Raw genomic sequence first — 13,428 nt, forward strand, 5'->3', positions numbered from 1 at the left:
GACTACCTCTTCAGCTCTTGCCGGGCCGTTAGCGCGATGCGGCCGCTGACATGCTTGCCACGCCGACTATCGCAGTCAATGCGCAGGCTCGCCCCCGCTTCTCCATGGTGAGAGGCATCCTGGCGGTGACGAAGCGTCAGCTCGAAGCGATCACCGGGTAGCAGAGGCTGGGGAAAGCGCAAGCGTTCGAGACCAGTGAAGTCGGCTTTCAGCGCAAACAGGCGGCGTGCCTGCTGCATGGTCCAGTGCACCAGAGTCACGCCGGGCAGAACCGCGTGGTCATCGAAATGGCCGTCGACATAAGCGCAGCGCTCCGGCACCTCCAGCGACACCTGCCAGGCACCTTCTTCGGCGTATTCCCCGAGCCAGCGGGGTGCCCGACGGTCGTCCAGATCCTGAAACAACCGCTGACGAATCTCCGCGCTCAGCTTGCCCTGGGTGTTGGTGGGCCAGTGATCGACGAAGCGCCAGTAGCGGGGCAGCGCCGGGGTCTCGAAACGTGCGGCGAGTGCCCGGCGCAGCCGCTTCACCGTTTCGCGATGCTGCCGATGATCATGTGGCATCGCGTCGGGCGATAGCTGGATGACCGCGGCCAGCCGCAGGTCGCGCCGCTGCAGTGTCCAGGTAGTCGCCCGTTCGACGCCGGGCAGCGTGGCGAGGGCGCGATCCATGGCCGTCAGCGAGAGTCGCTTGCCGCCGATCTTGACGATGCGGTCGGCCCGGCCCAGCAGCTCGAACCCGTCGTCGGTCAGCGCGATCAGGTCGGCCTGGCGCTGCCACTGGTTCGACGTCTCCAGATGGGAAGAGCGCAGCCACAGGCGGCTCTCCTCGTCATGACGCACCTCGACGCCGGGCAGGGCGGTCCACGCCGAACCGCGCTGCTGAACGCGCCAGGCGATGCCGCCGGTCTCGGAGCTGCCGTAGATCTCGTGAACCGGCTTGCCGAGCCGCTCGAAGACCTGGTCGCTGGCGTCCTTCGATAGCGGCGCGCCGGAGCTGTATATGGTTTCCAGGGCGGCGCGCTCCGGCTGCCAGTCGAGCGCTTCCGGTAGCCGCGACAGTGCCGGTGGGGCGCTGACGAGAACGATCCGGCGGCCTTCCGTCTTACAGCACCGCAGCCAGGTATGCAGGGTCTCCGGGTAGCGGCAAGGCTGCGCCGAGAAGGGGCTGGCCTCGCACAGCGGACGCAGGATCGAGAACAGTAGTCCGTAGATGTGCTGATGGCTGACCTGGCTGACGACCAGTTGGCCGAGCAGGGGCCAGAGCGATGCCTGGGTGGCGAGTTCGGCATCCAGCTGGTCGAAACGCTTGTCGATCCGCTGCGGGTCACCGCTGGAGCCGGAGGTATAGAGCGAAACGGCGACGGTGGGCAGCGGCCCGGACGACCACCGAGGCGGTCGGCTCGGGAGCCTCGTCGACGGCCCCTCTTCGGGCGGCAGTCCGCTGGACCCCAGAACGACGCCCGCATCGCGCCGGTCCGATAGCGTTTCCGGCTGGCTGTCCGCCGGCAGGATGACGCGATCGCCGCGCTCCCAGATGGCGACCAGCGCGGCGCTGAATTCGATCGGATCCGGCTCGAAGAGCCACCAGCTATCGCCGTCGTTAGGCGTGTCGAGCAGGTGCTGCTGCCAGGCGCCGATCCGCTCGTGCCACTCGCCGACGCTGAACCAGCGCGCTGGGGTATCGCCCTCCGGCGGTAGCCAGGCGAAGTCCTCCGAAAGAGGGCGATGGCGCCACGGGCGCGCGGTCAATTCACGAAACGTCATGCGGCCTCTTTTCGTCGTGTCCTGCTGCGTCATGCATCCTCTCGTCGTGCGCTGCGGCCCGGCGCTTGACGCGCTGGCGGATGCACCATTCGCCCAGGAACATCGCAAGCATCAGCGCATAGACGATGCCGCCGTTGTACCAGGCCCAGACATCGAGATCGGCATGGATCGCGGTGATCAGCGCCACGCTGCCATTGAGCACGAAGAATACGCACCAGGCCTGGGTGACCCGACGGGTATAGCGTACGGCGTGAGGCGGCAGATCCGGTTCCTGGCGACGGGCGAACCGCTCGATCAGCGTTGGCGGATGGCGCAGGCCGTGGGAGAAGAGCAGCAGCAAGGCGAGATTCACCACCACTGGCCACAAGCGAAGTCCCAGTTCGGCACTGTCGGTGATCATCAGCAGCAGAATCAGCGGCAACAGACCCCAGCCCCAGCGACGCTGTGCCGGCGGCAGGCGCCACCAGGCGATGGCGGCTAGCGCGATCAGCAAGGGCCAGGCGCCGTAATGCGGCAGTAGGTAATGCACCACCAGCGGCCAGAGCAGGCCAACGAGACCCACTGCGGCCCACAGAAGACGGTTGCGGCCCTGGGCAGGCGCTGACGGAATCAAGAGGACACCACCGGGTTCATTTCTGGCGACGCGATTCGACCAGTGCCGCCAGGCTTCGCAGGTTGGCGAAATGCTGGCGCGACGATTCCGCTTCGGATTCCAGCGTGATGCCATAGCGCTTCTGCAGCGCAAGCCCCAGTTCCAGCGCATCGATGGAGTCGAGCCCCAGCCCGTCGACGAACAACGGCTCTTCAGGGTCGATGTCATCCGGCGTGACATCCTCCAGTTCCAGGGTCTCGATGATCATCTCTTTGAGTTCGTGTTCCAGCGCTGTCGTTGCCATCGGTCTTGGTCGTCCTTGTCACTCGTTCATTATCAGTTGCGGGCGGCCGATCCCGCAGCGGGCGCGTTGCCGGTGTCGTCCGGCGTAGCAGGCCTGTCACTTTGGCCTCGGGAGGTTCCATGCGGTGATCGTCGTGTCATGGGCAGCGGATCATGGCCGAACGTTGGCGAGTTGCCAACCACGATGGCTTATGGGACACGCTACGTCTGCACGCTTGTCCATCAGCCAGTCGATGATGTCGAGTGGCTGCAGAGTCGGCGTTTTCATCGTGACCGAGGTTTCCGAAAGTCGTCGTGCGTCGGGAGTCGGGCCATGGCCGATGCGAAGGGCAACGGCCGCCGAGTGGGATTCGGGAGCGTAGGCGGCGAAGCGTCGAGGAACGGGCTGGTCACTGAAGACGACCACGACGCTCGAGTGGGTGTCGGCGAGATAGCCGCGGGTCTCTGCGATCAGGGCTGCCCACTCGCCGCCACTGGCCGCGATCGCCTGCTGGCTGCGGCGATTGCCGCTAGCGATCGAATAGACGCCGGCGATGGCATTGTGTACCGACAGGCCAAAACGCGCCGGCGACAGTGGCTCGCCTTCGTTCAGGCCGTACAGCATTTCCAGCGTTCGCTCTCCGTCGCCATGACGCGAGGCGTGAAGCACGACGCTGTCGGCATCGGGATCGAGGTCCGAGAGCATGTCGCAAACCGCGCGTCCGATCAGATTGAGACGACGTCGCAGCATCGACGGGACGGCGGTGCCGGCAGGTTTGTCTCGCGTATCGAGCCGCAGCTCGCCGTCGGCTACGCGATGCGGGGTCCAGCCCCGCCAATCATGTAAGTAAAGGTCTGCCATAGCGCCGTTTCAACGATCCGTATTGCGACAACTTTACGCATCATAACGGATATAGAGCGCTCGCGCGGTGCAAGCATTATGCATTCTAAGGGGGGCACGACCGCCATGGGTCGGAGGGCATCAGAGCGCCGAACCGGGGTTCGACGCACCCTGGGAGGACGATCCCTTGGGCCTGGATAAGCCTATCCTCGGTTTTCTCGGTTTAACTTGATACAGATTAAATACCGATAAGGCATCGGCCAAAAAGCCGCATACGGCAGCCTTGGCGTGCGGTTCAACTGGTTTCCCGGCCGAGACCGGTTGCCGTCGCCTAGCGCTAGCGACTGCAGGGGTCATCGAGCGGCACCTCGCGAGGCCGGAAACGTCGGGAGATGGCGTCGATGGCGATGTTGAGCGCGGCGGTCACCAGCAGCAGGAAGAAGGCGTGGTCGAACATCAGGTACTGGAAGCTGGAGTCGATGTAGAAGCCCAGCGTGGCGACGCCCAGCATGCCGAGCAGCGCGGTCTCGCGCATGATGACTTCCGCGCGATAGCAGAGCAGTGCCAGCAGGTTGGGATAGAGGCGCGGCAGCAGTTCGTACGCGTAGCGTCCGGAAGCCGGCAGACCTGCCATGCCAATCGTCAGGCCGTCGGCGTGGCGTGCGACCAGGAAGGCGATCACGGCGCCGTTATGCAGGGCGAGGGCCAGCCAGGCCGGCAGCATCGAAGGTCCGAGCATCAGCAGGAAGATGAACGCCAGCATCAGTTCCGGCGTCGAGCGCAGCACGACCAGCAGCAACCGGCCGCCGAAGCGCTGCCATGGTCGGCCGAAGTGAACGCTGGCCAGCGGCCACAGCAGCAACGCCAGTATCAGGCTGCCGACGGTACCCATCAACGCCAGCAGTAACGTGTTGCCGATGGCCGGTAGCAGGTCCGGCAGGCTGGATAGCCACGGCCCCAAGCCGGCCAGGTTCCCGTCGAGTAGCGGTGCCGGCCACAGGTCATGGCTGACGAAGCGCCACAGCAGATCGCCATCGACATCAGGCCACGGCCCCAGAAAGAACAGCGCGCCGATCAGCAGCGGTAGCAACAGGCGGCGATGCCCCCACCACTGCAGCGTGGCGACGAGGGCGTAGAAGAGCCACAGCAGCGCTCCGGCTTCGCCGAAACGCCCCTCGCGGAAGGCACTCTCGAGATAGAAGCCGAGCGTCGGTAGCCCCACGAAGCCGAGCAGCACGCTGGCCCGCATGGCGCATTCGAAACGGTAGCGGGTATAGCTGGCGAGCCGTTCCCAGGCCAGCGGCAGCTCGGCGTAGAGAAAGCGGGACAGCCGGTCGGTGCCGGCAGGCAGCGCCTCCGTCGGGGCCTTCGGCGTGAGTTCCAGAATCTCTGCGTAGACCTTGGCGAAGATCCCGGCGTAGGGGATCGCCAGCGCGGCGAGCGCGGTGACCGCGGAGAGGCCGAAGACCTGCAGGAACAGCAGCGCCCAGAACAGCTCATGGATGGCGCGCACGAAAGCGCAGAACGCGCGCACGAGTCTCGAGCGATGAAAGATCAACGCCAGCGGAAAGCCCAGTAGCGCACCGATGAGGGTTCCCCACAGCGCGACGCTGACGGTCAAAACGATCGCTCGAAGCGGGCTTTCCAGCGCGACGAAGTCGGGCCAGACGAAACCTTGCACCATTCGCCACAGTTCGCCCCACGGATCGACGGCGATGATCCGCAGGTCGGCGAAGGGGAGCAGCAGCAGGCACAGCAGAGTCAGCGCCAGCGAGCGTCGGGCGAGCGTCAGGCCGGGGCTAGTGCCTTGCAGCAGTCCGGGAGGCGCGCTCATGTCGTGGCATCTACCTCGGTCTCGCGACTCGATTTTCCCGCGTCCGGGTAGAGCGCGTCGAGGTGCGCCAGCGTCAGCTCGCAGGCAGGCGCGTTCAGCACCACGCGCCCGTCGCGCAGGCCGACGATGCGGTCGAAATGCGCCAGTGCCAGCCGATGCTGGTGCAGGGCAACGATGCTGGAGGCGTGGCGAGTCTGGATATGCGCCAGCAGCCGCAATGCCTGATGAGGGTCCACGCTGGCCAACGGTTCGTCACCGAGGAAGACTTCCCGCTGCTGGTAGAACGCTCTGGCGATCGCGACCCGCTGACGCTGACCGCCGGAAAGCTGCGCCACGGGGCGACGCAGCAATCCTTCGAGGCCCAGCTCGCCGGCCAGGGTCTCGATGGCCTGCCACGCCTGGCGACGAGGCTTGAGGAGATTGCAGAGGTTGCTCAGCGCGGTGTGCCGTTCGAGCTGCCCCATATAGATGTTGTGATACACCGACAGCAGCGGCACCAGCCCGTATCCTTGCGGGCACCAGGCGGCGGTATTGCCCAGCCGGCGGCGAATCTCGGCAAGCAGCGTCGACTTGCCGGCGCCGCTCTGACCCAGTAGCGCGACGCGCTCGCCAGCCTCCAGGGAGAGCGTCAACGCCGGCAGCACTACCTGCGTCCCGTAGCCCAGGTCGGCGCTATCGAAGGTTAGTAGCGGCATGGGGTCTCAGCGCAGCAGGCCGATGGATTTCCCGACCGACTCGATCGGGCCGTAGTCATCGTTGCTGGCCGGAATGAAGCCCGAGCGCGGGAAGCTTTCCAGCAGTGCCGGATCGGTCATGTCGACCAGTGCCTGCTGCACCTTCTGGGTGAAGCCTTCGCCGTAACGCTCGTCGGCGTCGCCGCGCAGCGTCCACTGATAGTCCGGGTAGGTCGGCGACTCCCAGATCACTTCGACCTTGTCGGTATCGACGCGCCCATCCTCGACGGCAGCCTGCCAGACGGTGAAGTTCACCGCGCCGACATCGTAGGTGCCGGATTCCACCAGCGCGATGGTGCGCGTGTGATCGCCGGAGAAGCCCACGCGGGAGAAGACCTGCTCGGGAGCCTCGTCGAAACGCTGGCGGATGAAGTGCTCCGGCATCAGTCGGCCGGACGTCGAGGTCTTGGCGCCGAACGTGAACGAGTGGCCGGCCACGGATTCGGGCAGCGCTTCCTGCTGCGGCTCGATACCGGTGGCGGTATTGGCAATGAAGTAGCTCACGAATGCGGCATCTTCCTTGCCCTGGGCGATGGCTTGCGAGCCCGGTACCAGTTGGCGGGCCTGAACGCCCGAAAGGCCGCCGAACCAGGCCAGTTGTACCTGATCGTTGCGGAAGGCGGTGACCGCGGCGCCGTAGGACGTGACGGGGACGTATTCGACATCGACGCCGAGCCGATCCGAAAGGTAATCGGCAACCTTGGAGAAGCGCTCGACCAGGCGAGACTGGTCTTCGTCGGGAATGGCGGTGAAGCGGAACGTCGCGTCGGCATGGGCGAGCGAACAGCCGATCGATGCGATCGACAACAACAGGGCAAGCATCCAGCGCATGGGGAAGAGCCTCGATGTTTTTGGAAGGGAATGGTGTCGGAAGGCGCCCATGATAACCGCATGAGCGCATCGGCGTTAAGCCGCGTGTGGTTATCCACGTTGATGGACGTCTGGCTGCCCGGTGACTCGAAGGCCGAGAGACTGTCGTCACTTATCCTTCGGCGGGAATTTGGTCGGCCGCAGGCTCTCCTTGATCTTCTTGAGATGAGGCAGGAACGACTCGCCTCGGCGCAGCGTGACGCCTGTCGCGAGCACGTCGATCAACGCCATGTGGATCATCCGCGAGCTCATCGGCATGTAGACTTCCGTGTCTTCCGGCAGGTCGACCGGCAGGATGTCGGTGCAGACTTCCGCCAACGGCGACCCATCGCGGGTGATGCCGATGACCAGTGCACCGCTGTCGCGGGCCACCTTGGCGACTTCCACCAGTTCACGGGTGCGGCCGGTATAGGAAATCACCACGATGACGTCGCCGGTATGGGACGCCGCCGCGATCATTCGCTGCATCAACACATCGTTGTAAGCGCCGACCGGTAGGTTGAAGCGAAAGAACTTGTTCTGCGCATCGAATGCGGCCGGCGCCGAAGCACCCAGGGCAAAGAAGCTGATCTGACGCGCCTGAGACAGATGGTCGACGATCCGTTCGATCCGCTTGGGATCGATCTGGCGGCGGGCGCCGTCCAGCGCGGCGATGGTCGCGCCGATGATCTTGTCGGTATAGGCTGCCGCATCGTCGTCGCTCTCCACGCTGCGGCTGACGTAGGGCGTGCCGCCTGCCAGACTCTGGGCCAGCTGGATCTTGAAGTCCGGATAGCCTTTGGTTTCGAAATTGCGACAGAAGCGGTTGACCGTGGGTTCGCTCACCGTGGCAGCCTGTGCCAGAGTGGCTATGCTCATGCCAATTGCCGCGTTGGGGTCCTGCAGGATGACGTCGGCGACCTTGCGTTCCGAGCGATTGAGGTCGTCGACCCGCGAACGAATGCGGGCGATGAGATCGTGCATTGCCATGGTTGCGGGGCATCTCTTTGCGGCGGATTGACGGGTGAATCATCACAGGCCCTGCATCCTAGCGTCTGCCGGCAACAGCGCCAAGCAATGATAGGCCGTGATCGCCAGGTTACGCCCTCGTGGCCCTGCGGCGCGGTATACTGGTAGGAGACGGTAGTTTAATGACGAAGTCGAATGTCAAATGACGCCTGGATGGCGTATTTTATTCGTAAATTAACGACTCTGGCGGAGGGAGGCAATGACTCGAGAGGCAACGCCCAACGTGGATTTGGCTCTGTTCGGTGCGCTTGGCGACCTGGCACTGCGCAAACTTTACCCCGCGCTCTATCATCTGGATCGCGATGGCCTGCTGGGCACCGATACCCGAATTCTGGGGCTGGCACGTCGCGAGCATGACATCGACAGTTTCCGCAGCACCGTACTCGGGACGCTCAAGAAACGTATCAAGCCCAAGGAGCTGGAGCAGAAGTGTCTCGATCGCTTTCTGGCCCGGCTCGAGTACACGCAGCTCGATTTCGACACCGTCGACGGCTATGAGAAGATTCGGGACTGGCACGCCCAGAGCCCGGATGCCCAATGCCCGCTGACCATCTACCTTGCCGTGCCCGCTAGCATCTATGGGGCGATCTGCGCCAATCTCGAGCAGAGCGGCAGCCTGGATGGCGAATCGCGGGTGGTGGTCGAGAAGCCGATCGGTTATGACCTCGAGTCCTCGCACGAGATCAACGACGCCATCGGTGCCGTCTTCCCCGAATCTCGCATTTACCGTATGGATCACTATCTGGGCAAGGAAACGGTCCAGAACCTGATCGCCCTGCGTTTCGCCAACCCGATGTTCGGCAACCAGTGGAACCAAAGCCAGATCTCCCACGTCGAGATCACCGTGGCCGAGCAGGTGGGTATCGAAGGGCGCTGGGGTTACTTCGACAAGGCCGGCCAGCTGCGTGACATGGTCCAGAACCATCTGCTGCAACTGCTGACCATGCTTGCCATGGATCCGCCGGCCAACCTGGACGCGGATGCCATTCGTGACGAGAAGGTGAAGGTGCTCAAGGCGCTCAAGCCGCTGGAAGGCGAGGATCTCAATCGCCACGTGGTTCGCGGGCAGTACGTTGCCGGTACCATAGATGGCGAGAGTGTCCCGGGATATCTCGACGAAGAGGACGCCAACACTTCCAGTACCACCGAGACCTTCGTCGCCATGCGCCTCGAAGTGGCCAACTGGCGCTGGGCCGGCGTGCCATTCTATCTGCGTACCGGTAAACGCATGCCGGAGAAGCTGTCGCAGATCGTGATTCACTTCCGCCAGCAGCCGCACTACATCTTCGACCCCGACCAGCGCAATCTCGCTGCCAACAAGCTGGTGATCCGGCTGCAGCCGGAAGAGGGCATCGCGTTGCAGGTGTTGACCAAGGACGGCGGTCTCGACAAGGGTATGCGCCTGCGCCCCGGCCCGCTGCATCTGGATTTCAACCACGCCTTCCCCAAGGAGCGGATTCCGGACGCCTACGAGCGCCTGCTGCTGGAAGTCATGAAAGGCCAGCAGTATCTGTTCGTGCGTCGCGACGAAGTCGAGTACGCTTGGAAGTGGGTCGATCACCTCATCGCTGGTTGGGAAAAGCGCGATATTCCGCCGCGTCGCTATCCGGCGGGATCCTGGGGGCCTGTCGCCTCCATCGCGATGATCACGCAGGACGGTCGTTCCTGGTATGAAGACTACTGATAGCGCTCGCGAACAGATCGGGGCGCAGCTGGCTTCTGCCGCCGCTCATGCATTGGCGACGGATCTGGCCAGCCAGCCGCGTGCGCTACTGGTCGTTTCCGGCGGGACGACACCGGAGCCGTTCCTGCGTCGCCTCGCCGAACAGCCGCTGGCGTGGTCTCGGGTCGATATCACCCTGACCGACGAGCGCTGGGTGGCCGAGGATCATCCAGACAGCAACGCGCGCCTGATTCGCGAGACGTTGCTGGTCGGGCCAGCCGCCGCGGCGACCTTTCATCCGCTGACGACACCCGATGCCACACCGGAGCAGGGCGCAGCGGCGGTTGCCGCCCGCCTGGCGACGCTGCCTTGGCCAGCCAGCCTGATCGTGCTCGGCATGGGCAATGACGGCCATACCGCTTCGTTGTTCCCGGATAGCGGCGAGCTCTCGCTGGCGCTGAGTACGGATGAGAGCGTCGTCGCAGTACGCGCGCCCAGCGTGTTGCAGCCTCGCATCACCTTGAGCGCGGCGCGACTGCATGACGCGCGCCGCCTCGCGCTGCATCTGGTCGGTGACGCCAAGAAGGCGGTGCTGGCCCAGGCGCTCAGTGGCGACGATGCTCGCGAATTGCCGATCAGAGCCTTTCTGACCTGCCCCCTGACCCTCTACTGGGCGCCCTAGCGCTCGCCGGCATCTGTTCGCCGATCGGGCGAGTGCTGGATATTCTTCAAAGGAGTCTCCTCTCTATGTCATCCGCTCAACCTTTGTCATCCACTCAACGTTTGCCCGCTTCACACATCGAGCGCCTGGATGAAATCTGTCGTTCCGGCGCCATCATTCCCGTTCTCGTCATCGAGCGTCTCGAACATGCCGTACCGCTGGCCAAGGCGCTGGTCGAGGGCGGTCTCGATGTCCTCGAAATCACGTTGCGTACCGATTGCGCGGTCGAGGCCATCAAGCAGATCAAGCAGGCGCTGCCGGATGCGATCATTGGCGCGGGCACCGTGCTTGGCATCGATCAGTACCGGGTCTGCGAGGAGATCGGCGTCGATTTCGTCGTCACGCCCGGCACGACGCCGGCCCTGTTCGAGTATGGCGCCGGTAGCGACGTGCCGCTGCTGCCGGGCGTGGCCACCGTCTCCGAAGTCGTGACCGGCTGGGAGTACGGCTATCGCCGTTTCAAGTTCTTCCCGGCGGAAGCGAATGGCGGTGCCAAGGCGCTGAAGTCCTTCGGCGGTCCGCTGCCGGAAGCGCTGTTCTGCCCGACTGGCGGGGTCACCGTGGACAACGCCGCAGACTACCTGGCGCTACCCAACGTGATGTGCGTCGGCGGCTCCTGGATGGCGCCAAAGTCGCTCATCGATAAAGAGGACTGGGCGGGCATCACTGAACTGACACGAGCCGCCACGCAGCGTTATCCGCGCTGAACCGCTATCGAGCGTCCGACCTTCCGGTCTCGGGCGCTCGGGTCGCGCTCCCCGGTGATCGACCGGGTCGACCGGGGAGCGCGATGCGGTATCAGTCCTCGAGATGCGCCAGAAGGCGCTGACCGCGACGCGAGCGGCGGGTACGCCGCATGCCAGCCGATGCCAGTTTCCAGCCGACGATGCGCGCCATTCCTACCGCCATCCCGGATGCTGCCCCCCAGAACAGCGCCTGGCGCCATTCGACATCATCCTCGTCGGGATTGATCGGCGGCTCGAAAACGCCCTTGCGAAAGGTCTGCTTGAGGCTTTGACGAGCCAGCACGCCGGATAGAACCGCCGTGCTCGTGCCAACGATGGTCCACAGTGTCTGAGGCTTCACGAAACACTCCTTCCTGGATAGATTGTCCCGATAGTCTGGTCGATCCTTCGAAGACTCACCAGTCGAATGCCCGAGGCGCACGCCGGTCGAATCCAGCGGCCAGGGCTTACGGTTTTGGGAATCACGGCTTCGGAGGATCACGGCTTCGGCCGGCCCGACGGCGTTCTGCCGTCTGTCGTTCTGTCGACTACCGTTCGATCGCCGTCGCCACGCCCTGGCCGCCGCCGATACATAGCGTCGCCAGTCCTCGCCTGACATCGCGACGCTGCATCTCGTGCAGCAGCGTTACCAGAATGCGGGCGCCAGAGGCACCGATCGGGTGGCCCAGCGCGATGGCGCCGCCGTTGACGTTGACCTTGCTGCCGTCCCAGCCGAGATCCTTGGCTACCGCCAGTGTCTGGGCCGCAAAGGCCTCGTTGGCTTCGACCAGGTCCAGGTCATCGATCGTCCAGCCAGCACGTTCCAGGCAGCGCCGGGTCGCCGGCACCGGGCCGATGCCCATGGTTGCCGGGTCGACGGCGGCGTTGGCGTAGGCCCGGATCGTCGCCAGCACGGGTAATCCGAGTGCCTTGGCCCGCTCGGCGCTCATGATGAGCAGCGCGGCCGCGCCGTCGTTGAGCGAAGAGGCGTTGCCGGCAGTGACACTGCCGGTCTTGGAGAACGCCGGCTTGAGCTTGCTCAGAGATTCGGCGGTGACGCCGTCGCGGGGCTGCTCGTCGCGTTCGACCACGATGGGATCGCCGCGCCGCTGGGGCACGCTCACCGGCGTGATCTCGGCATCGAAGCGGCCGGCTTCGCGGGCCTGCGAGGCGCGCCGCTGGGACTCCGCGGCGTAGGCATCCTGATCCTCGCGGGAGATGCCCCAGCGCTCGGCCACGTTCTCCGCCGTGATGCCCATGTGGTAGTCGTTGAAAGCGTCCCACAGGCCGTCGTGGATCATGCTGTCGAGCAGCTCGGCGTGACCCATGCGCAGCCCGGTACGGGCCTTGGGGAGCACGTAGGGTGCCAGGCTCATGCTTTCCATGCCCCCGGCGACGATGGCCTCGGCATCGCCGCAGCGGATGGCCTGGACCGCCAGGTGCACCGCCTTGAGCCCGGAGCCGCAGACCTTGTCGATGGTCATCGCCGGCACGCTGTCCGACACGCCGGCTTCGATTGCGGCCTGACGCGCGGTGTTCTGGCCCAGTCCGGCCCGCAGCACGTGCCCCATGATCACTTCGTCGACACCGGCCGGGTCGATCCCTTCGAGGACACGACGGATGACGGTCGCCCCGAGGGTGACGGCAGGCACGCTGGAGAGGCCGCCCTGGAAGGTGCCGATCGGCGTGCGCGTGGCGGCGACGATCACCACGTCGCGCATGGATGTGGTCGGTCCGGAAACGTCAGGCATGGGAAGTCTCCCGTTTGTCGATCAGCTTGCAGCCCGTGGCCGCGGAAATTTCCTCCAGGGTGACGTCGGGCGCCAGCTCGACCAGGGCCAATCCTTCCTCGGTGATATCCATCACGCCCAGGTCGGTGATGATCCGGTCGACCACGCCGACCCCGGTCAGCGGCAGCGTGCATTCGCTCAGGATCTTGTGTTCGCCCTTGGCCGTGTGGCTCATCAGCACCACCACACGCTGCACGCCGGCGACCAGATCCATCGCGCCGCCCATGCCCTTGACCATCTTGCCGGGGATCATCCAGTTGGCGAGATCGCCTTTCTCGGAGACCTGCATCGCGCCCAGGATTGCCAGGTTGATATGGCCGCCGCGAATCATGGCGAAGGATTCGGCGTTGTCGAAGTAGCTCGAGCCGGGCAGGGCGGTGACGGTCTGCTTGCCGGCATTGATCAGATCGGGGTCGACGGTCTCTTCGGTCGGGAAGGGACCGATGCCCAGCAAGCCGTTCTCCGACTGCAGCCAGACGTCCATGCCCTCGGGAATATAGTTCGCCACCAGTGTCGGCTGACCGATGCCGAGATTGACGTAGAAGCCGTCACGCAGTTCGCCGGCGGCGCGCTCTGCCATCTGTTCCTTGGTCCAGGCCATC

At 64.7% G+C, this 13,428-nt stretch carries 14 protein-coding genes; 3 read left to right on the forward strand and 11 right to left on the reverse strand.

Features of this window, described 5'->3' with window-relative positions:
* Positions 1 to 2: 2 nt before the first annotated feature.
* The 8 genes from CCD76_RS01015 to hexR all read right to left on the reverse strand — a co-directional run bounded on the left by CCD76_RS01015 (position 3) and on the right by hexR (position 7,888).
* Entirely contained in the window at positions 3 to 1,766 is a 1,764-nt protein-coding gene (locus tag CCD76_RS01015; protein WP_179208806.1) for an AMP-binding protein, read from the reverse strand.
* The gene (locus CCD76_RS01020) at positions 1,753 to 2,379 is read right to left on the reverse strand and encodes a hypothetical protein (protein ID WP_218776937.1); all 627 of its coding nucleotides are present in this window, start codon (positions 2,377 to 2,379) and stop codon (positions 1,753 to 1,755) included. Before CCD76_RS01020 ends, CCD76_RS01015 begins: the two co-directional genes overlap by 14 nt.
* Positions 2,380 to 2,395: 16 nt before the next feature.
* Entirely contained in the window at positions 2,396 to 2,662 is a 267-nt protein-coding gene (locus CCD76_RS01025; protein ID WP_087717698.1) for a phosphopantetheine-binding protein, read from the reverse strand.
* 150 nt (positions 2,663 to 2,812) lie between these two features.
* Positions 2,813 to 3,502 (reverse strand): beta-ketoacyl synthase chain length factor, encoded by a 690-nt coding sequence (locus CCD76_RS01030; protein WP_087717699.1) that lies wholly within the window; start codon positions 3,500 to 3,502, stop codon positions 2,813 to 2,815.
* 316 nt (positions 3,503 to 3,818) lie between these two features.
* Positions 3,819 to 5,315: a PhnE/PtxC family ABC transporter permease gene (locus CCD76_RS01035; protein ID WP_087717700.1), complete on the reverse strand. Its 1,497-nt coding sequence runs from the start codon at positions 5,313 to 5,315 to the stop codon at positions 3,819 to 3,821.
* Positions 5,312 to 6,010, reverse strand: coding sequence for an ATP-binding cassette domain-containing protein (locus CCD76_RS01040; protein WP_087717701.1), 699 nt, complete (start codon positions 6,008 to 6,010; stop codon positions 5,312 to 5,314). The genes CCD76_RS01035 and CCD76_RS01040 overlap by 4 nt, the downstream gene beginning before the upstream one ends.
* Positions 6,011 to 6,016: 6 nt before the next feature.
* Positions 6,017 to 6,880, reverse strand: a complete 864-nt coding sequence (locus tag CCD76_RS01045) for a putative selenate ABC transporter substrate-binding protein (protein WP_087717702.1) — start codon at positions 6,878 to 6,880, stop codon at positions 6,017 to 6,019.
* A 147-nt stretch (positions 6,881 to 7,027) separates the two neighbouring features.
* The gene (hexR, locus tag CCD76_RS01050; protein ID WP_087717703.1) at positions 7,028 to 7,888 is read right to left on the reverse strand and encodes a transcriptional regulator HexR; all 861 of its coding nucleotides are present in this window, start codon (positions 7,886 to 7,888) and stop codon (positions 7,028 to 7,030) included.
* 238 nt (positions 7,889 to 8,126) lie between these two features.
* Between hexR and zwf the strand changes: the two genes are divergently transcribed.
* From zwf to CCD76_RS01065, 3 genes are all read left to right on the forward strand, one after another.
* Positions 8,127 to 9,611 carry a glucose-6-phosphate dehydrogenase gene (zwf, locus tag CCD76_RS01055; RefSeq protein ID WP_087717704.1) on the forward strand — a complete coding sequence of 495 codons (1,485 nt, stop codon included), beginning with the start codon at positions 8,127 to 8,129 and terminating at the stop codon, positions 9,609 to 9,611.
* Positions 9,598 to 10,272, forward strand: coding sequence for a 6-phosphogluconolactonase (gene pgl, locus CCD76_RS01060; protein WP_087717705.1), 675 nt, complete (start codon positions 9,598 to 9,600; stop codon positions 10,270 to 10,272). The genes zwf and pgl overlap by 14 nt, the downstream gene beginning before the upstream one ends.
* 83 nt (positions 10,273 to 10,355) lie before the next feature.
* Positions 10,356 to 11,018 (forward strand): bifunctional 4-hydroxy-2-oxoglutarate aldolase/2-dehydro-3-deoxy-phosphogluconate aldolase, encoded by a 663-nt coding sequence (locus CCD76_RS01065; RefSeq protein WP_087717706.1) that lies wholly within the window; start codon positions 10,356 to 10,358, stop codon positions 11,016 to 11,018.
* A 91-nt stretch (positions 11,019 to 11,109) separates the two neighbouring features.
* Here the strand turns inward: CCD76_RS01065 and CCD76_RS19975 are convergent, their stop codons facing one another.
* The 3 genes from CCD76_RS19975 to CCD76_RS01080 form a co-directional block, all read right to left on the reverse strand.
* Positions 11,110 to 11,397 (reverse strand): DUF4235 domain-containing protein, encoded by a 288-nt coding sequence (locus tag CCD76_RS19975; RefSeq protein ID WP_179208808.1) that lies wholly within the window; start codon positions 11,395 to 11,397, stop codon positions 11,110 to 11,112.
* A 187-nt stretch (positions 11,398 to 11,584) separates the two neighbouring features.
* Complete coding sequence (locus tag CCD76_RS01075; protein ID WP_087717831.1) at positions 11,585 to 12,757, reverse strand: acetyl-CoA C-acetyltransferase; 1,173 nt, start codon at positions 12,755 to 12,757, stop codon at positions 11,585 to 11,587.
* A gap of 22 nt (positions 12,758 to 12,779) precedes the next feature.
* A complete protein-coding gene (locus CCD76_RS01080) occupies positions 12,780 to 13,427 on the reverse strand; it encodes a CoA transferase subunit B (RefSeq protein ID WP_087717708.1) in 648 nt (215 codons plus the stop codon).
* Position 13,428 lies beyond the last annotated feature (1 nt).

The organism is Salinicola salarius (genome assembly GCF_002179555.1).
Lineage (GTDB): Bacteria > Pseudomonadota > Gammaproteobacteria > Pseudomonadales > Halomonadaceae > Salinicola > Salinicola salarius_A.

Excerpts from the sequence above, each read along its gene's own strand:
- CCD76_RS01045 (WP_087717702.1), bottom strand. The coding sequence starts at position 6,880 with ATGCGCTGGATGCTTGCCCTGTTGTTGTCGATCGCATCGATCGGCTGT.
- CCD76_RS01025 (WP_087717698.1), bottom strand. The coding sequence starts at position 2,662 with ATGGCAACGACAGCGCTGGAACACGAACTCAAAGAGATGATCATCGAG.
- CCD76_RS01030 (WP_087717699.1), bottom strand. The coding sequence starts at position 3,502 with ATGGCAGACCTTTACTTACATGATTGGCGGGGCTGGACCCCGCATCGC.
- CCD76_RS01075 (WP_087717831.1), bottom strand. The coding sequence starts at position 12,757 with ATGCGCGACGTGGTGATCGTCGCCGCCACGCGCACGCCGATCGGCACC.
- CCD76_RS01015 (WP_179208806.1), bottom strand. The coding sequence starts at position 1,766 with ATGACGTTTCGTGAATTGACCGCGCGCCCGTGGCGCCATCGCCCTCTT.
- CCD76_RS01035 (WP_087717700.1), bottom strand. The coding sequence starts at position 5,315 with ATGAGCGCGCCTCCCGGACTGCTGCAAGGCACTAGCCCCGGCCTGACG.
- pgl (WP_087717705.1), top strand. The coding sequence starts at position 9,598 with ATGAAGACTACTGATAGCGCTCGCGAACAGATCGGGGCGCAGCTGGCT.
- CCD76_RS01040 (WP_087717701.1), bottom strand. The coding sequence starts at position 6,010 with ATGCCGCTACTAACCTTCGATAGCGCCGACCTGGGCTACGGGACGCAG.
- CCD76_RS01080 (WP_087717708.1), bottom strand. The coding sequence starts at position 13,427 with ATGGCCTGGACCAAGGAACAGATGGCAGAGCGCGCCGCCGGCGAACTG.
- zwf (WP_087717704.1), top strand. The coding sequence starts at position 8,127 with ATGACTCGAGAGGCAACGCCCAACGTGGATTTGGCTCTGTTCGGTGCG.
- hexR (WP_087717703.1), bottom strand. The coding sequence starts at position 7,888 with ATGGCAATGCACGATCTCATCGCCCGCATTCGTTCGCGGGTCGACGAC.